Annotated in this window: 16 protein-coding genes and 1 pseudogene; 12 read left to right on the top strand and 5 right to left on the bottom strand. The window is 72.0% G+C overall.

Annotation, left to right across the window (positions count from 1 at the left end; all coding sequences use genetic code 11):
- Positions 1-29 precede the first annotated feature (29 nt).
- Positions 30-914 carry a LysR family transcriptional regulator gene (locus ACWCQ1_RS02170; protein WP_133040951.1) on the bottom strand — a complete coding sequence of 295 codons (885 nt, stop codon included), beginning with the start codon at positions 912-914 and terminating at the stop codon, positions 30-32.
- 151 nt (positions 915-1065) lie between these two features.
- Between ACWCQ1_RS02170 and ACWCQ1_RS02165 the strand changes: the two genes are divergently transcribed.
- Both ACWCQ1_RS02165 and ACWCQ1_RS02160 read left to right on the top strand, forming a co-directional pair.
- On the top strand, positions 1066-1971 hold the full coding sequence (locus ACWCQ1_RS02165) for an SDR family oxidoreductase (RefSeq protein WP_451025647.1): 906 nt from the start codon (positions 1066-1068) through the stop codon (positions 1969-1971).
- A 99-nt stretch (positions 1972-2070) separates the two neighbouring features.
- Positions 2071-2325, top strand: a pseudogene (locus ACWCQ1_RS02160) (hypothetical protein); the annotation flags it as partial.
- Positions 2326-2334: 9 nt separating this feature from the next.
- Here ACWCQ1_RS02160 and ACWCQ1_RS02155 read toward each other — a convergent pair.
- From ACWCQ1_RS02155 to ACWCQ1_RS02145, 3 genes are all read right to left on the bottom strand, one after another.
- Entirely contained in the window at positions 2335-2607 is a 273-nt protein-coding gene (locus ACWCQ1_RS02155; protein ID WP_358603917.1) for a hypothetical protein, read from the bottom strand.
- 90 nt (positions 2608-2697) lie between these two features.
- Entirely contained in the window at positions 2698-4776 is a 2079-nt protein-coding gene (gene malQ / locus ACWCQ1_RS02150; protein WP_358603914.1) for a 4-alpha-glucanotransferase, read from the bottom strand.
- Positions 4777-5007 (bottom strand): hypothetical protein, encoded by a 231-nt coding sequence (locus ACWCQ1_RS02145; protein WP_133040947.1) that lies wholly within the window; start codon positions 5005-5007, stop codon positions 4777-4779.
- Between the two features lie 194 nt (positions 5008-5201).
- Between ACWCQ1_RS02145 and ACWCQ1_RS02140 the strand changes: the two genes are divergently transcribed.
- The 3 genes from ACWCQ1_RS02140 to ACWCQ1_RS02130 are packed head-to-tail and all read left to right on the top strand — an operon-like array spanning position 5202 to position 7827.
- Positions 5202-5735 (top strand): PadR family transcriptional regulator, encoded by a 534-nt coding sequence (locus tag ACWCQ1_RS02140; RefSeq protein WP_133040946.1) that lies wholly within the window; start codon positions 5202-5204, stop codon positions 5733-5735.
- Positions 5732-6427, top strand: a complete 696-nt coding sequence (locus ACWCQ1_RS02135; RefSeq protein WP_358603909.1) for an ABC transporter ATP-binding protein — start codon at positions 5732-5734, stop codon at positions 6425-6427. Before ACWCQ1_RS02140 ends, ACWCQ1_RS02135 begins: the two co-directional genes overlap by 4 nt.
- Entirely contained in the window at positions 6424-7827 is a 1404-nt protein-coding gene (locus tag ACWCQ1_RS02130; protein ID WP_451025646.1) for an FtsX-like permease family protein, read from the top strand. Before ACWCQ1_RS02135 ends, ACWCQ1_RS02130 begins: the two co-directional genes overlap by 4 nt.
- 96 nt (positions 7828-7923) lie before the next feature.
- Here the strand turns inward: ACWCQ1_RS02130 and ACWCQ1_RS02125 are convergent, their stop codons facing one another.
- Positions 7924-8460: an HNH endonuclease gene (locus ACWCQ1_RS02125; RefSeq protein ID WP_133040943.1), complete on the bottom strand. Its 537-nt coding sequence runs from the start codon at positions 8458-8460 to the stop codon at positions 7924-7926.
- A 322-nt stretch (positions 8461-8782) separates the two neighbouring features.
- Here ACWCQ1_RS02125 and ACWCQ1_RS02120 point away from each other — a divergent pair, with 322 nt between their 5' ends.
- From ACWCQ1_RS02120 to ACWCQ1_RS02090, 7 genes are all read left to right on the top strand, one after another.
- Complete coding sequence (locus ACWCQ1_RS02120; RefSeq protein WP_208785370.1) at positions 8783-9886, top strand: mechanosensitive ion channel family protein; 1104 nt, start codon at positions 8783-8785, stop codon at positions 9884-9886.
- 170 nt (positions 9887-10056) lie between these two features.
- A complete protein-coding gene (locus ACWCQ1_RS02115; protein ID WP_133040941.1) occupies positions 10057-11268 on the top strand; it encodes an ROK family transcriptional regulator in 1212 nt (403 codons plus the stop codon).
- Positions 11269-11349: 81 nt separating this feature from the next.
- Positions 11350-12711, top strand: a complete 1362-nt coding sequence (locus tag ACWCQ1_RS02110; protein WP_451025645.1) for an ABC transporter substrate-binding protein — start codon at positions 11350-11352, stop codon at positions 12709-12711.
- A 14-nt stretch (positions 12712-12725) separates the two neighbouring features.
- Positions 12726-13694: a carbohydrate ABC transporter permease gene (locus ACWCQ1_RS02105; RefSeq protein WP_133040939.1), complete on the top strand. Its 969-nt coding sequence runs from the start codon at positions 12726-12728 to the stop codon at positions 13692-13694.
- A 2-nt stretch (positions 13695-13696) separates the two neighbouring features.
- Positions 13697-14590 (top strand): carbohydrate ABC transporter permease, encoded by an 894-nt coding sequence (locus ACWCQ1_RS02100; RefSeq protein ID WP_133040938.1) that lies wholly within the window; start codon positions 13697-13699, stop codon positions 14588-14590.
- 7 nt (positions 14591-14597) lie between these two features.
- Positions 14598-15863, top strand: a complete 1266-nt coding sequence (locus ACWCQ1_RS02095) for a 6-phospho-beta-glucosidase (RefSeq protein ID WP_451025644.1) — start codon at positions 14598-14600, stop codon at positions 15861-15863.
- Complete coding sequence (locus tag ACWCQ1_RS02090; RefSeq protein ID WP_451025643.1) at positions 15860-16825, top strand: N-acetylglucosamine kinase; 966 nt, start codon at positions 15860-15862, stop codon at positions 16823-16825. The genes ACWCQ1_RS02095 and ACWCQ1_RS02090 overlap by 4 nt, the downstream gene beginning before the upstream one ends.
- The last annotated feature ends 55 nt before the right edge of the window (positions 16826-16880 follow it).

Genomic DNA, 16880 nt, shown 5'->3' with positions numbered 1-16880 from the left:
GGATCGCGTCACGCGGGGACGGTGTGACGCTATACCTGCTCGGGGCGCGTGAGGTGTGTGCGTGCGACTTTCCGGAAGGCCGTCACCAGACGGCCACGGTCCCCGGCGCGGGTGGCGAGGGCGACATGGCTGGGCTCCACGCCGTGCAGCGGGATGGAGGTGAGGTCGGGACGGAGCCGGATGCCGGTCGGATAGGCCGTGACGACCAGGGCCTCCCCGGCGGCGACGACCTCGAACTTGTCCTCCAGGTCCTGGATCTCGGGGCCCTCGGGCACCGGACGGCCGTCCGGGCGGGGTTCCAGGCGCCAGAAGGCCGCCCAGGCGGGGTCGGCGCCGGTGATCCGGGGCATCGGCTCGTCCGCGATGTCGTCGACGGTGACGGACTCCTTCCCGGCCAGCCGGTGATCGACGGGGACGACCACGGCCCGGGGCTCGTCGTAGAGGACGGTCACGTCCAGCTGGTCGGTGACGAAGGGCAGTCGGGCCACCGCCACGTCCACCCGGCGCTCCAGCAGCGCCGCGCGCGCCTCGTCCCAGCGCAGATGCCGGCTGCGTACGTCGGCCTCCGGGTGCCGGCGCCGCATTTCGCGCACGGCGGCGGTGACGATCACTCCGCTGGTGAACCCGACGGTGAACCGGCCGGGCTCGGCGGCGGCGCGGGCCTCGGCCGCGGCCTGCTCGGCGGACCGCAGCAGCGCCCGCGCACGGGGCAGGAACACCTCCCCGGCCTCGGTCAGCCGGGTCCCGCGCGGAGTGCGGTCCAGCAGCCGGGCGCCGACCTGCTGCTCCAGGCTCGCGATCTGCCGGCTCAGGGACGGCTGGGTGATGTGCAGGGTCTCGGCGGCCCGCCCGAAGTGGCGGTGCTCGGCGACGGCGGTGAAGTACCGGACCAGACGGAGGTCGAGGTCAGCCATCCCTCCACCCTACTCACCTCTACTCACCGCCACTCACCTGTGGTGATGCCCGAACCGTATTGCGCCATGCGGAACAGGCTTTGGACGCGGCCGCCGCCCCTTTCCGAGGATGGAGGCACACTCACCCACTCCCCTCGTGAAGGGCCGCACCATGCGTGTATTCGTCACGGGCGCCACCGGTTTCATCGGTTCCGCCGTGGTCCGTGAACTCCTCGACGCCGGGCACCGGGTCACCGGGCTGGCCCGCTCGGACTCGTCCGCCGCCGCGCTGACCGCGGCCGGGGCCGAGGTGCACCGCGGGGATCTCAGCGACCCCGACTCCCTCGCCGCGGGGGCGGCCGCGGCCGACGGCGTCGCCCACCTCGCCTTCATCCACGATTTCTCCGGCACCTTCGACTTCGCCGCCGCGTGCGCGGCCGATCTCCGGGCCGTGGAGACGATCGGCGCCGTGCTGGAGGGCTCGGACAAGCCCTTCGTGATGTCCTCGGGCACGGCCCTGTTGCAGCCCGGAAGGGTCTCCAGCGAGGAGCACACGGCCCCGCCGGAGTCGTTCGGGGCGGTCCGGGCGCGGAACGAGGACGCGGCCGTCGCACTGGCCGACCGCGGGGTCCGGTCGGCGGCCGTCCGGTTCTCGCCGTCCGTGCACGGGCGTGGCGACAAGGGCTTCGTTTCGATGCTGATCGCGATCGCCCGTGAGAAGGGCTTCGCGGCCCACGTCGGCGACGGCGCCAACCGCTGGCCCGCCGTGCACCACTCGGACGCGGCCCGTCTGGTCCGGCTCGCCCTGGAGTCGGCGCCGGCCGGTTCCCGGCTGCACGCGGTCGGCGACGAGGGCATCCCCTTCCGGGACATCGCCGCCGTCATCGGCCGCCACCTGGACCTGCCGGTCCGCTCCATCGCCCCTGAGGAGGCGGACGCCCACTTCGGCTGGCTCGGCCACATCGTCCCCCTCGACATACCGGCGTCCAACACCCTCACTCGCAAGCGCCTGAACTGGGACCCGACGGGCCCGGGCCTGCTGGAGGACCTGGAGGAGGGCCACTACTTCACCGCGTGACCGAGGGGCCGGGCGGGGCGCTTCTCCTCCGGGGCTGCGGCTTTCTGGCAAGCTCCCGTCCTCTCGGAGGCTGGGGTCCTCTCGAAGGCTGCGGCCCCCCAGCCGTACACCCTCTCGCCGCGCCGGCTCTCGGCGACGCTGATGCTCACCACCGGCGGTATGACGGGCCGCCTCGACAAACTGGAGCGCGCGGGCCTGTCCGTCCAGACCGAGGCCCTGTCCACCCTGACCGAGGAGCGGGCCGACCAACTGGCCGACCTGCTGAGGGAGTTGCCGGCGGGGCGCAAGAAGCGTGAGAACACGTCGAGGGCGTCGGCCGCACCCGCGGTGCGGTGCGGCCGGCGCCCTCGGTGAAGCGTCGGGTCAGGCCTTCGCCTTGACCTTGTCCGCGCCGGTCTTGGCCACGCGGTGGCTGGGGTGGGACTTGTCCAGGACCATCACCAGGCCCGCGATGATCGCGAACAGGCCGAGCGGGATCGCGACATAGAGGCCCAGCGTCTGGATGACACTCAGGCCCTTGCCGGGGTCGTCGCCGTCGTCGCGGGTCAGCGCGAGCGCGGGGGACGACATGAGCAGCATCATCAGCGTCGTACCGGCGGCCAGGGCGCCGGCGCGCAGGGCGTTCTTCTTGTCCACGGTCCCAAAAGTATCGAATGACGATCGGGGTCGCTCGTCCGGGGTCCCCTAGCGGCCCCCGGCCGGGCCCCACCCTGCCCGCGCCCCGGTCTACCCGGTCCGCAGGACGTCGATCAGGGCGTGCAGTCGCGCCGAGCCGGCCAGCTCCTCCAGGGTCACCGGCCTGCCCTGCGCGTCCGCGATCGGCAGCCGCCAGTTCGGATACTGGTCCCAGGTGCCCGGCAGGTTCTGCGGACGCCGGTCGCCGACCGTGTCCGGGAGCCAGACGCCGATGAGGCGGGACGGGGTGCGCAGCAGGAAGCGGTGGACGGCCTGGATCTCGGCCTCCTCCTCGGAGGCGCCGTGTCCGCCGCCCGTGCCGTGCAGCAGCCCGAGCCGGGTGAGCACGGCCAGCCACTCCCCCGTGTCGGCCGCGGCCTCGGCCCGTTCCTCCGCGAGGGGGCGGGTCAGCAGGCCGAGCCGGTCACGGAGTTCGACGTGTTCGCCGGTGAGACGGGCCGCGGTGGAGGGCAGGTCGTGGGTGGTGGCCGTGGCGAGACAGTCGGCGCGCCAGTCCTCGGGGGGCAGCGGGCGGCCGTCGCCCTCCCAGTCCCGTTCGAACCACAGCACCGAGGTGCCGAGCACCCCGCGCTCGCGCAGCTTCTCCCGCACCCCGGGTTCCACGGTGCCCAGGTCCTCGCCGATGACGACGGACCCGGCACGCGAGGCCTCCAGCACCAGGACGGCGAGCATGGCCTCGGCGTCGTACCGGACGTACGTGCCCTCGGTGGGCGGATGCCCCTGCGGCACCCACCAGAGCCGGAACAGACCCATGACGTGGTCGATGCGCAGGGCGCCGGCGTACCGGAACAGGGCCCTGAGCAGGCGGCGGTACGGCTCGTAGCCCGACTCGGCCAGGCGGTCCGGGCGCCACGGCGGCAGCCCCCAGTCCTGGCCGCGCGCGTTGAAGGCGTCCGGCGGGGCGCCCACCGACATCCCGGCGGCGAAGTACTCCTGCTGCGCCCAGGCGTCGGCGCCCTCGGGGTGCACGCCGACCGCCAGGTCGTGGACGACGCCCACGGCCATCCCGGCCTCCCGCGCGGTGCGCTGGGCGGCCGTGAGCTGGCTGTCGGTGAGCCAGGCCAGACGGCAGTGGAAGTCCACCCGGTCCATCAACTCGCCGCGGGCGCGGGCGGTTTCGGCCGAGCGGGGGTCGCGCAGACCGGCCGGCCAGCTCCGCCAGTCCGGGCCGTGCACCTCGGCGAGGGCGTACCAGGTGGCGTGGTCCTCCAGCGCCTCGCCCTCCCGGGCGAGGAAGTCGGCGTAGGCGGCGCGCCGACCCGGGCCGAGCGGTACCTCGCGGACCAGTTCCAGCGCCTCCCGTTTGAGCTCCCACACCGCGTCCCGGTCGATCAGCGCGTCCTTCTCCAGGACGGAGGCGCGCAGCCGGTCGGCCCGCTCCAGGAGTGTCCGCAGCTTCTCGCGCTCGGTGACGTACGCGTACTCGGGCACGTCCTCGACGCGCAGGTGCACCGGGTCGGGGAAGCGACGGGAGGAGGGGCGGTAGGGGGACGGGTCCGTGGGGGCGCCGGGCACGGCCGCGTGCAGGGGGTTGACCTGGACGAAGCCGGCGCCGAGCGCGCGGCCGGCCCAGTCGCTGAGTTCGGCCAGGTCGCCCAGGTCGCCCATGCCCCAGGAGCGGCGGGAGAGCAGGGAGTAGAGCTGGACCAGGAGGCCGTACGAGCGGGTCGTGGGCGTCGGCAGGCGGGCCGGGGCGACGACCAGGTGGGCCGCGGCGGTGCGGCCGTCGGGGGCGGCGACGCTCAACCGGTGGACGCCGGGCGGGAGTCGCTCGACGGACGTCCGCGTCTCGCCCTCCTCGGTCTCGACGCTCAGCCGGGTGCCGGGCGGGAGGGCCTCCAGGGCGGGGGACGGGGCGTCGCTCCAGAGAACCACCGTGGGCGGCAGCAGCCGCTCGGCCAGTTCGCGCTCGCGGGCGGCGAGCGCGGCGCGGACCGACGCCTCGGTGCCGGCGTCCACGCCGAGGGCGGCCAGGGTCAGGGTGACGGCGGTGGCCGATGCGGCGACCGTGCGGTCCGGGGAGGGGCTGTAGGAGGCGGCCACACCGTGCAGCTCGGCGAGCCGGGTCAGCTCCTCGGAGGGCGGTTCGGCCGGCCCCTGCGCGGTCATCTACGGCCTCGCGCAGTCCGGCTCGGGGGCCACCGCCTCGCTGGTCAGCGGCGCGGCCTCGGAGAGCGGGGGTTCGCTGGTGAGCGGCTCGGCCTCGGGCAGCGGCGGCTCACTGGTGAGCGGGGTGTCGGCGCAGGCGCCCTCCGCGCTGAAGACACAGAAGTGCGGCTCGTCTTCGAGGGGCGGCAGCTGCGCCACGGGTTTGGAGAGCGGGTGTGCCGGTGCGGCCACGAGGGGCCTCCTTCGCGAGTACGGCGACCTTGCGGGCGGTTACCGCAGCCCTACCCAGCGGGCGCGATGACAGACGTACAGGAAGGAACTACGTGCCTCTCATCACATTCTGGGCCCGGGCGCCCAGCACGTCACCCGCCCATGGTCCGGGACACTATTCACTCGCTACATGTATTGAGTGCATACTGATCCCCATGAGCACCCGCCACATCCTGCTGGGCCTGCTCGCCGCGGGGCCGAGTCATGGCTACGACCTCAAGCGGCGGCACGACGAGCGTTTCCCGCAGGCCCGTCCGCTGGCCTACGGACAGGTCTACACGACCCTGCAGCGCCTGGTCCGGGACGGTCTCGCGCGGATCGAGGGCACGGAGTCGGAGGGCGGGCCGGAACGGACGACGTACCGCTCGACCGAGGACGGCTCGCGTGAACTGGCGCGCTGGGCCGGGGAGATCGCACCGCCCGCGCCCTTCGTGACGAACGAGATCTTCGCCAAGGTCGTCGTGTCGATCCTGTCCGGCGGCGACGCGGGGGCCTATCTGCGGGCCCAGCGCGACGCGCACATGGAGCGGATGCGGGAGCTCACGGCGGTGAAGACCGCCAAGGGCGCCGATCTCGCGACCGTGCTCTCGGCGGACTACGCCCTCAATCACCTCGACGCCGACCTCCGTTGGATGACCACGACGGCGGCCCGGCTCACCACCCTGACCGCGGAGGTCGACTCGGCATGAACAACGGGGACGGGAAGGTGCCGCTGCTGGCGGCCCGCGGCCTCACCAAGGCGCACGGCAGGACCGAGGCCCTGCGCGGAGCCTCGGTCGAGCTGGGCGCGGGCGAGATCCTCGCCGTGACCGGCGCGAGCGGCAGCGGCAAGTCGACGCTGCTGCACTGCCTCGCCGGGATCGTGCGGCCGGACGCGGGCTCGGTGACGTATGCCGGCGAGCGGCTGGACCGGCTGCCGGAGCGGCGGCTGAGCGAGCTGCGCCGGAGCGACTTCGGGGTGGTGTTCCAGTTCGGGCAGCTGATACCGGAGCTGACGGCACTGGACAACGTGGCCCTGCCGCTGATGCTGGCGGGGACCTCGCGGGGGGAGGCCCGGGCACGGGCCGGTGAGTGGCTGGAACGGTTCGGCGTACGGGGCCAGGGGGACCTCCGCCCGGGCGAGATGAGCGGCGGCCAGGCCCAGCGCACCGCCCTGGCCCGAGCCCTGGTCACCGGCCCACGGATCGTCTTCGCGGACGAACCGACGGGCGCGCTGGACTCCCTGGCGACCGAACAGGTCATGACGTCCCTGACCCACACGGCCCGCGAGACCCACACCGCCGTCCTGCTGATCACCCACGACGCCCAGGTGGCGGCCTACGCGGACCGGGACGTACGCCTGAGCGACGGGGTCGTGGCAGGAGCGGGGGTCACGGCATGAGCGACGTGAGGAACACACAGGCGAGGACCAGTGGTCTGGCGGGTGATGTGCGGCTCGCGTGGTTGTTGACCAAGGGGTCGGACCGGCGGGAGTGGTGGCGGGTCGGGCTGACCGTGGTCGGGGCCGCGGGGGCCGCAGGGCTCGGGCTGGTGATCGCCGTGCTCGTGCCGATGGACGGGCACCACCACAGCGGCGTCGGCGGCGGGCTGCTCGACGACCAGGGGACCCGGGGCGGCGTGGTCGTCGCGCTGACCCTGCTGCTCGTGCCCGTGTTCGGGTTCCTCGGCCAGTGCGCCCGCATCGGTGCCGTGCACCGCGACCGACGGCTGGCCGCGCTGCGCCTCGCGGGAGCCGCGCCCACGCAGGTGCGGCGGATCGCGGCGCTGGAGACGGGCCTCGCCTGTCTGGCCGGTTCCGTCCTGGCCACGGTGGTGTCGGTGGCCGTTCTGCTCCGCGTGTGGCACCACCCCGCTCCCCTGGCCTGGGCCGGCATCGTCACCGTGGCCCTGCTGGTCCCGGCGGTCGGCGCGGCCGTGAGCACGCTGTCGCTGCGCCGCGTGGTGGCCTCCCCGCTGGGGGTCGTACGGCGGACACGGCCGGCCGGTCCCGGGCGGCTGTTCCTCGCGGCGACCGTCCTGCTGGGCGTCTCCGCGCTGTTCGTGACGGCGGCCGCCTTCGTCGGCGACCCCTTCTCCCTCCCCCTGTTCGGCCTCGCCGTCGGCCCGCTCGCGGTCTTCGCCCTGTGCCTGCTGGTGGGTGCCGCCGCGGTGCTGCTGACCGGCTGGTCGTCCGGCCGGCTGGGCGAGGTCCTCGCCGCCCGCGCCCGGAACGCGGCCGTACTGATCGCCGCCGAACGGCTGCAGGCCGACCCGTGGGCCGCGGCCCGCACACACGCGGCGGTCCTGCTGGTGACGGTGGTCGGCACCGGTTTCGTCGGCGTGCGTCAGGCGTTGCTGGCCGATCTCGACACCGGCCGCCGCAAGCACACTCTCGCCATGAGCGTGTCGTACTACACCAACGGCCTCGACCTCACCGCCGCCGCGATCGGCGTCGCCCTGGCGCTCGTCCTCGCCGCCCTCGCCGTCGGCACCACCGAGTCCGTCGCGACCCGGCGCCGGGGCCTGGCGGCGCAGACCGCCGCCGGGGTGCCGCGCGCGGTGCTGGGCCGGGCGCTGCTGCTGGAGACCGCGCTGCCGCTGCTGCCCGCGGTCGCGTTGGCGGGCGTCGGCGGCATGGGCATCGGCGTCTGGTACGGCTCGGCCGGCGCACACCACCTCGTCGTGCCGTACGCCGCGCCGCTGGTACCGCTCGCGGTGTACGGCTGCTGTCTGCTCGCGGCCGCAACCTCGCTCCCCCTGCTGCGCCGCACCCTGCACCCGGCCGAGCTGCGTTACGCCTGACCGCATGGCTGTCCGGCCCGGGAGCGCGGGGGCTCCCGGGCCGGGCCGTACGCTGCCGCACTCCCTGTGACCAGGGGAATGCGAAGGCCCGGACCGTCAGGCGGAGATGCCGTCGATCCGGGCCATGGCGTCTTCCGCGCCGTACGGCTGCAGGTAGGGCAGCCAGCGCGGGTCCCTATGGCCGGTCCCGATGATGCGCCAGGCCAGACCGGTGGGCGGGGCCGGTTTGTGGCGCAGCCGCCAGCCCAGCTCGATCAGGTGTCGGTCGGCCTTGACGTGGTTGCAGCGGCGGCAGGACGCCACCACGTTGTCCCAGACGTGTTTGCCCCCGCGGCTGCGCGGGATGACGTGGTCGACGCTGGTTGCGACGCCACCGCAGTACATGCACCGGCCCCCGTCACGCGCGAACAGCGCGCGTCGGGTCAGAGGAACGGGCCCCCGATAGGGAACCCGGACGAATCGCTTGAGCCGGACCACGCTTGGTGCGGGGACTGTGACGGTCGCGCTGTGCAGGAAGGCGCCCGACTCCTCGAGGGAGACGGCCTTGTTCTCCAGGACGAGGACGAGCGCGCGGCGGAGCGGTACGACGCCGAGTGGCTCGTACGACGCGTTGAGGACCAGGACATGCGGCACGGATGCCTCCTTGGGCGTCGGCGGCGCGTGGCTCGCGCCGGGACGATCTGTAGGTCAGTCTCCCCTCTTGCCTGGTGGACGCGCCACCATGTCCCGGTAACGGGCTGGGAGTGTTTTCGACCACACGTGATTCATCCCCCCGAGCGGGATGTGTTTATCCCACCTGCTCATCCCGGGTGCGCACGGACTCTCCTCAGAAGACCGCAAGGATTCCCACACCGTGCCCCGATAGTGTGGTGGGCCTGCCCTTCCGGTGACCTTTTCGTGACCTTGACCGCGTCGCGTGCCGGGGGGCGGACCGCTGCACCTGGAGGTACCCGCCGTGTCCTTGCCCGCCGTCCTACTGGCCGCCGGTTCGTCGCCCTCGCCGTCGCCGTCCCCCTCGGGGTCGACGGCCGTGACGGTCCCGACGCTCCAGGACGCCCAGGAGAGCGCGACGAACGCGGCCAGCTGGGTCGAGCAGAACTGGTCGACGTGGCTGGCGATCGGTCTCAGGGTCCTGCTGATCCTGGTGGTCGCGGGAGTGCTCAGAGCGGTCGTGCAGCGGGCGATCACCAAGCTGATCGACCGGATGACCCGCACCGCCGAGGCGGTCGACGGCACCTCGCTCGGCGGTCTGCTGGTCAACAACGAACGCCGCCGTCAGCGCTCCCAGGCCATCGGCTCGGTGCTGCGCTCGGTGGCGTCCTTCCTGATCCTGGGCACCGCGGCGCTGATGGTCCTGGGCGCGTTCCAGATCAACCTGGCCCCGCTGCTGGCCTCCGCCGGTGTCGCCGGTGTCGCGATCGGTTTCGGCGCCCGCAACCTGGTCACCGACTTCCTCTCCGGTGTCTTCATGATCCTGGAGGACCAGTACGGCGTCGGCGACACCATCGACGCGGGCGTGGCCTCCGGCGAGGTCATCGAGGTCGGCCTGCGCGTGACGAAGCTGCGCGGCGCCGAGGGCGAGATCTGGTACGTCCGCAACGGCGAGGTCAAGCGGATCGGCAACCTCTCCCAGGGCTGGGCCACGGCCGGTGTCGACGTGACCGTGAAGGCGAACGAGGACCTGGACAAGGTGAAGGCCACCCTCGACGAGGTCGCCGAGAAGATGAGCGCCGAGGAGCCCTGGAACGAGCTCCTGTGGAGCCCGATCGAGGTGCTCGGCCTGGACAGCGTGCTGCTGGACTCGATGGTCGTGCGCATCTCGGCGAAGACCATGCCGGGCAAGTCCCTCGCCGTCGAGCGCGAGCTGCGCTGGCGCGTCAAGCGGGCCTTCGACGCGGCGGACATCCGCATCGTGGGCGGCGAGACGGCCGTGGCCGGCGCCCTCGACCCCGCCGACCCCACGGAGACGGTCGCGGCCCCGTCCGCCCACTCCAACCCGGACTCCCCGCAGTCGGCGGCGGCCACGCCGATAGCGCCGCAGCGGACCGCGCCGAAGTAGCCGGCCGCTTGCCGGTCCCACCGCCCCCGAGGTAACGAGTGTGTTGCCTCGGGGGCGGCTTCTATTGACGCCCCCTTCGCCCTGGGCTTACGTTCCTTTCCAGCCAATAGGAAACTTTCCTAACAGTGATGAAATGAGAAGCTGGACAGTCGAAAGGCAGGTGTCGACCCATGGCAGGATCCGCCGGTACGCCGGGCACCCCGCGCGTCCTGCGCGCCATGAACGACCGCGCCGCCCTTGACCTCCTCCTGGAGCACGGGCCGCTGTCCCGCACGCGGATCGGCAAGCTCACCGGCCTCTCCAAGCCGACCGCCTCCCAGCTGCTCGCCCGCCTCGAGGCGGCCGGGCTGGTCCTCGCCACCGGCACCACCGAGGGACGGCCCGGCCCCAACGCCCAGCTGTACGAGGTCAACCCGGCCGCCGGGTACGCCGCGGGCCTGGACGTCACCCCGGAACGCATCCTCGCCGCCGTCGCCGACGTCACCGGCCGCACGGTGGGCTCGTACGAACTCCCCACCCCCGGGAGGCGTCCGGCCCAGCCCGTCGTCCGGCAGGTCACCGACGCCCTCGACGGCGCGGTGAAGGCGGCGGGGCTGGCCCGCGACGACGTCCACCGGCTCGTCATCGGCACCCCCGGCGCCTTCGACCCCAACACCGGCCGGCTGCGCTACGCCTCGCACCTCCCGGGCTGGCACACCCCGGCCCTGCTCGACGAACTCGCCGCCGCGCTGCCGATGCCGGTGGAGTACGAGAACGACGTCAACCTCGTCGCCGTCGCCGAACAACGGCTGGGCGCGGCACGGGGGCACGAGGACTTCGTGCTGTTCTGGAACGAGGGGGGCCTCGGCGCCGCCCTGGTCCTAGGCGGCCGGCTGCACCGCGGCTGGACCGGCGGCGCGGGCGAGGTGGGTTTCCTCCCGGTGCCGGGCGCGCCCCTGGTCCGGCAGGTGACGAAGGCCAACAGCGGTGGCTACCAGGAGCTGGCCGGCTCCCAGGCCGTCCCGCGTCTGGCCCGCGAACTCGGCATCGCGCAGATCCCCTCGGGGCCGTACGCCGAGGTGGCCGCCGCGCTCCTGGAGCGGGCCGCCGCCGAGGACACCGACCTCTCCCGCAAGCTCCTGCAGACGTACGCGACCCGGCTGGCCACCGGTCTCGCCGCCCTCGTCTCCGTCCTCGACCCCGAACTCGTCGTGCTCAGCGGCGCCTCCCTGACCTCGGGCGGCGAGCCGCTGCGCGCCCTCGTCCAGGACGAGCTGGAGGAGCTGGCCGCCGCCCGCCCCCGGCTCGTCATCGGTGACGTCCGTGAACATCCCGTGCTGCGGGGCGCGTTGGAGAGCGCCCTCGCGGCCACCCGCGACGAGGTCTTCGACACCTCGCGCTGACGCACCACCCCTCCCGCACACCCCGCACTCACCCCCCGCGCCTTCCTCACCCACTCCGTCCCGCCCCTGGGAGACCTCGTCATGCCCGAAAAGTCCAGGAAAGTCGCCCCCGAAGTGACCCGGAAGGCGACCTTCGCGCTCGCCGCCTCCGCCTCTCTCGCCCTGCTCGCCACCGCCTGTACCGGACAGTCGAGCTCGGGTGCGAGCGACGACGCCTCCAAGGACACGACCATCAACTTCTGGCACGCCTGGAGCGCGCCGAACGAGGTGGCGGCCGTGAAGTCGCTGATCGCCGGCTTCGAGAAGGCCCACCCCAACATCCACGTCAACGTCGTCGGCAACATGACCGACGACAAGATCAACCAGGCGCTGCGCTCGGGCGGCGACAAGGCGCCCGACGTCATCTCCTCCTTCACCACCAACAACGTCGGCAAGTTCTGCTCCTCGGGCGCGCTGGTCGACCTCAACCCCTTCTTCAAGAAGGACGGCATCGACCCGGGGACGACGTTCCCGAAGGCGATGAACGAGTACACCCAGTTCAACGGCGACCGCTGCACGGTGCCGCTGCTGGGCGACGCGTACGGCCTCTACTACAACAAGACCGAGTTCAAGAAGGCCGGCATCACAAGCCCGCCGAAGACCTGGTCGGAATTCGAGGCCGACGCCAAGAAGCTGACGATCCCCCAGGGCGACACCTACAAGCAGCTCGGGTTCATGCCGGACTACCACGGCTGGGAGACGACGACCGAGCACTACTTCGCGCAGTTCTCGCCGACGTACTTCGACCAGAACGGCAAGTCCGACCTCGCCAAGGACCCGGCGTTCACGGCGGGATTCCAGCTGCAGAAGAAGCTCGTCGACGAGCTCGGCGGCTTCAAGAAGCTGGAGACCTACCGCTCCACGCTCGGCGACGAGTGGGGCAAGAAGCACCCCTTCCACACCGGCCAGGTCGCCATGCAGCTCGACGGCGAGTGGCGGCTGGGGATGGCCACGGAGGCCAACCCGAAGCTGGACATCGGCGTCGCCCCGCTGCCCGTCCCCGACGACCAGGCCGACCAGTACGGCAAGGGCTACATCACCGGCACCATCGCCGGTATCGCGGCCACCAGCAAGAAGCAGAACGCGGCCTGGGAGTTCGTCAAGTACATCACCACGGACACCGACGCGGTGGTGAACTTCTCCAACGGCATCCACAACGTGCCCTCCACGCTGGCCGCCCTGAAGTCCCCGAAGCTGAAGTACGACCCGCGCTTCAAGACCTTCCTCGACATCGCGGCGAACCCGAACTCGAACACCAGCCCCGCCTCGATCAACGGCGGCTCGTACCTCGTGACCATCCAGAACCTCGGCTACGACTACGAGAGCGGGAAGGTCACCGACCTCAAGGCCGGCCTGGAGAGCGCGGCCAAGCAGATCGACACGGACATCGCGCAGGCGAAGTAGCGAAGCAGCCGACGATGAGCACCATCACCCTGGCGTCGAAGCGCCGCTCCCCCGGCCTCGCTGCGAAGCAGCGGAAGCAGGCGCTTCGGACCCTCGCCTTCATGTCGCCCTGGTTGATCGGCTTCGCGGTCTTCTTCGCGTACCCGCTGATCTCGACGGTCTACTTCTCGTTCATGCACTACGACGGCTTCAAGGCGCCGACGTGGAGCGGTACGAAGAACTGGACGTACGTCTTCGAGCACTACCCCTACTTCTGGCCCGCCCTGCGCAACACCCTGTGGCTGGTCGTCGTCATGGTGACCCTGCGGGTCGTCTTCGGGCTCGGCGTCGGCCTGCTGATCACCAAGATCAAGACGGGCGCGGGGGTCTTCCGGACCCTGTTCTACCTGCCCTACCTCGCCCCGCCGGTGGCCGCGACCATGGCGTTCGCGTTCCTGCTCAACCCCGGTACGGGCCCGGTCAACTCGATCCTGGAGAAGGTCGGCATCCCGGCCCCCGGCTGGTTCAACGACCCCACCTGGTCCAAGCCGGCCCTCACCCTGCTCGCCCTGTGGGGCATCGGCGACCTGATGGTCATCTTCATGGCCGCGCTGCTCGACGTCCCGAAGGAGCAGTACGAGGCCGCCGAGCTGGACGGCGCCTCGGCCTGGCAGCGGTTCCGGTACGTGACCCTGCCCAACATCTCGCCGATCGTGATGTTCGCGGTCGTCACCGGCGTGATCCAGACCATGCAGTACTACACCCAGCCGCTGATCGCCGGGAAGGTCGCCTCGGGTGTGATCCAGGGCGCCGGCACCCAGTTCGAGCCCGGCTACCCGGAGAAGTCCACGCTGACCCTCCCCCAGCTGGTCTACAACCTCGGATTCCAGCGCTTCGACTACGGCTCCGCGTGTGTCGTCGCTCTCGTCCTGTTCGTCCTGTCCATGGTGTTCACCGCGTTCCTGATGCGGCGCCGGGGCGGTCTCAACCTGGCAGGTGACTGACCATGGCCCAAGTACTGGACAAGCCGGTGCAGGTGCACGCCCCGGTCTCCCCCGCCGAACGCACGGCCCGCCGCAGGTCGCTCTTCGAGTGGATCGCCATCCACTCCCTCGGGGTGGCGGCCGCGCTCTTCTTCACCCTGCCGTTCGTGTTCGTGTTCCTGACCTCGCTGATGAGCGACAGCCAGGCGCTCAGCCGGGACCTGATCCCGCACACCTGGGAGTGGGCCAACTACAAGAAGGTCTTCGACACCCCGGGCTTCCTCACCTGGTGGAAGAACACGCTGATCTACGCCGGACTCGGGACGGTCCTCACCGTCGTCTCGTCGATCCCGGTGGCCTACGCGCTCGCCAAGTTCCGCTTCCGGGGCCGCAATCTCGCCCTGATGCTGGTCATCTCGATGATGATGCTGCCGCCGCAGGTGATCATCATCCCGATGTACCTGTTCTGGGCGAAGCAGCTGGACCTGTCGGGCACGCTGTGGCCGCTGATCATCCCGATGGCCTTCGGCGACGCGTTCTCCATCTTCCTGCTGCGCCAGTTCCTGCTGACCATCCCGAACGAGTACGTCGACGCGGCCAAGGTCGACGGCTGCGGTGATCTGCGCACCCTGCTCAAGGTCGTCATCCCGATGGCCAAACCGGGCATCGCCGCCGTCGCCCTGTTCCAGTTCTTCTACGCCTGGAACGACTACTTCGGCCCGCAGATCTACGCCTCGGAGAACCCGGGCGCCTGGACGCTGAGTTACGGCCTGGAGTCCTTCAAGGGCGCGCACCACACCGACTGGAACCTCACCATGGCCGCGACCGTGCTGGTCATGGCCCCCGTGATCCTCGTGTTCTTCTTCGCCCAGAAGGCGTTCGTCGAAGGCGTCACGCTCACCGGAGTGAAGGGTTAGACACTTCATGAAACTCACCGTGGTCGGCGGAGGGTCGACCTACACGCCCGAACTCATCGACGGCTTCGCCCGGTTGCGCGACACCCTGCCCATCGAGGAGCTGGTGCTGGTCGACCCGGCCGCCGAGCGCCTCGAGCTGGTCGGCGGGCTCGCCCGGCGCATCTTCGCCAAGCAGGGCCACGGCGGCCGTATCGTCACCACCTCCGACCTGGACGCCGGCGTCGAGGGCGCCGACGCGGTGCTGCTGCAGCTGCGCGTCGGCGGGCAGGCGGCGCGCGAGCAGGACGAGACCTGGCCGCTGGAGTGCGGCTGCGTCGGCCAGGAGACCACCGGCGCGGGCGGTCTCGCCAAGGTGCTGCGCACGGTGCCGGTGGTGCTGGACATCGCCGAACGGGTGCGCCGTACCAGCCCGGACGCCTGGATCATCGACTTCACCAACCCGGTCGGCATCGTCACGCGCGCGTTGCTGCAGGCGGGCCACAAGGCGGTCGGCCTGTGCAACGTGGCGATCGGCTTCCAGCGCAAGTTCGCGAACCTGCTCGGCGTCTCGCCCGCCGACATCCACCTCGACCACGTCGGCCTCAACCACCTCACCTGGGAGACCGGCGTCCGCCTCGGCGGCCCCGAGGGCGAGAACGCGCTGCCCAAGCTGCTGGCCGAGCACGGCGACGCCATCGCCGCCGACCTGCACCTGCCCCGCGAGATCCTCGACCGCCTCGGCGTAGTCCCCTCCTACTACCTGCGCTACTACTACGCGCACGACGAGGTCGTCCGCGAACTGCGCACCAAGCCCTCCCGGGCCGCCGAAGTGGCCGAGATGGAACGGCAGTTGCTCACGATGTACGGCGACCCGGCTCTGGACGAGAAGCCGGAGCTGCTCGCCAAACGGGGCGGCGCCTACTACTCGGAGGCGGCCGTCGACCTCGCGGCCTCGCTGCTGGGCGCGGGCGGATCGCCGTACCAGGTGGTGAACACCTACAACCGGGGCACGCTGCCCTTCCTGCCCGACGACGCGGTGATCGAGGTGCAGGCGGCGGTCGGCGCGAAGGGGGCGACGCCGCTGCCGGTGGCCACCGTGGACCCGCTGTACGCGGGCCTGACGGCGAACGTCACCGCCTACGAGGAGCTGGCCCTGGAGGCGGCCCTGCGCGGCGGCAGGGACCGGGTGTTCCGGGCACTGCTCGCCCACCCCCTCATCGGCCAGTACGAGTACGCCGAGAACCTCACCGACCGACTGATCGCACACAACCGGGAGCACCTCGCGTGGGCATGACCGCACGTGTCCTCGCCGTCGACGCGGGCAACAGCAAGACCGACGTGGCGGTCGTCGCGGACGACGGGACCGTCCTCGCCACGGCCCGCGGCGGCGGGTTCCGGCCGCCGGTGGTGGGCGTCGAGACCGCCGTGGACGCCCTGGGCGACGCGGTCGGCCGGGCGTTCGCCGCCGCCGGTGTGGAGTCCGCCGACCATGTCTCCGCCTGTCTCGCCAACGCCGACTTCCCCGTCGAGGAGGAGCAGTTGGCGGCCGCGCTGCACGCGCGCGCGTGGGGCACGTCGGTGGAGGTCCGCAACGACACCTTCGCCATCCTGCGCGCGGGCATCACCGAGCCGCGCGGGGTCGCCGTGGTGTGCGGCGCCGGCATCAACTGCGTCGGCATGCGCCCCGACGGCCGTACCGCCCGTTTCCCCGCGCTCGGCCGGATCTCCGGTGACTGGGGCGGCGGCTGGGGCCTGGCGGAGGAGGCCCTGTGGCACGCCGCGCGCGCGGAGGACGGCCGGGGCGAGGAGACGGAACTGGTCCGCACGCTCCCGGCCCACTTCGGCTACGCCACCATGCTCGCGCTGATCGAGGCGCTGCACCTGGAGGAGGTCGAGCCGGTACGCCGGCACGAGCTGACGCCGGTGCTCTTCGCGACGGCCGCGGACGGCGACCCGATCGCCCGCGCGCTGGTGGACCGGCTGGCCGATGAGGTGGTGACCATGGCGACGGTCGCGCTGACCCGTCTTGACCTGCTGGAGGAGGAGACCCCGGTCCTGCTCGGCGGCGGCGTCCTGGCCGCCCAGCACCCCCAACTGAGCGACGGCATCAGGGACTTGCTGGCGGTCCGCGCACCGAAGGCGGTGCCCCGAGTGGTCACCGCGAGCCCGGTGCTGGGCGCGGCGCTGCTGGGCCTCGACCGGGTGGGAGCGCAGAGGGAGGTGCACGAGCGGGTACGGGCCCGTTTCGAGGGCTAGGATCCGTCGCGCGCCGCGGGCGTCACTTCGGCAACATGCCCTGTGCCCTGCTGGA

The sequence above is a fragment of the Streptomyces sp. NPDC002144 genome (assembly GCF_053593695.1).
Note: the sequence above shows the minus strand (reverse complement) of the source record. Positions and strands in the feature narration are given on the sequence as shown.

Excerpts from the sequence above, each read along its gene's own strand:
- ACWCQ1_RS02165 (WP_451025647.1), top strand. The coding sequence starts at position 1,066 with ATGCGTGTATTCGTCACGGGCGCCACCGGTTTCATCGGTTCCGCCGTG.
- ACWCQ1_RS02095 (WP_451025644.1), top strand. The coding sequence starts at position 14,598 with ATGAAACTCACCGTGGTCGGCGGAGGGTCGACCTACACGCCCGAACTC.
- ACWCQ1_RS02135 (WP_358603909.1), top strand. The coding sequence starts at position 5,732 with ATGAACAACGGGGACGGGAAGGTGCCGCTGCTGGCGGCCCGCGGCCTC.
- ACWCQ1_RS02110 (WP_451025645.1), top strand. The coding sequence starts at position 11,350 with ATGCCCGAAAAGTCCAGGAAAGTCGCCCCCGAAGTGACCCGGAAGGCG.
- ACWCQ1_RS02105 (WP_133040939.1), top strand. The coding sequence starts at position 12,726 with ATGAGCACCATCACCCTGGCGTCGAAGCGCCGCTCCCCCGGCCTCGCT.
- ACWCQ1_RS02115 (WP_133040941.1), top strand. The coding sequence starts at position 10,057 with ATGGCAGGATCCGCCGGTACGCCGGGCACCCCGCGCGTCCTGCGCGCC.
- ACWCQ1_RS02170 (WP_133040951.1), bottom strand. The coding sequence starts at position 914 with ATGGCTGACCTCGACCTCCGTCTGGTCCGGTACTTCACCGCCGTCGCC.
- ACWCQ1_RS02100 (WP_133040938.1), top strand. The coding sequence starts at position 13,697 with ATGGCCCAAGTACTGGACAAGCCGGTGCAGGTGCACGCCCCGGTCTCC.
- ACWCQ1_RS02140 (WP_133040946.1), top strand. The coding sequence starts at position 5,202 with ATGAGCACCCGCCACATCCTGCTGGGCCTGCTCGCCGCGGGGCCGAGT.
- ACWCQ1_RS02130 (WP_451025646.1), top strand. The coding sequence starts at position 6,424 with ATGAGCGACGTGAGGAACACACAGGCGAGGACCAGTGGTCTGGCGGGT.
- ACWCQ1_RS02090 (WP_451025643.1), top strand. The coding sequence starts at position 15,860 with ATGACCGCACGTGTCCTCGCCGTCGACGCGGGCAACAGCAAGACCGAC.
- malQ (WP_358603914.1), bottom strand. The coding sequence starts at position 4,776 with ATGACCGCGCAGGGGCCGGCCGAACCGCCCTCCGAGGAGCTGACCCGG.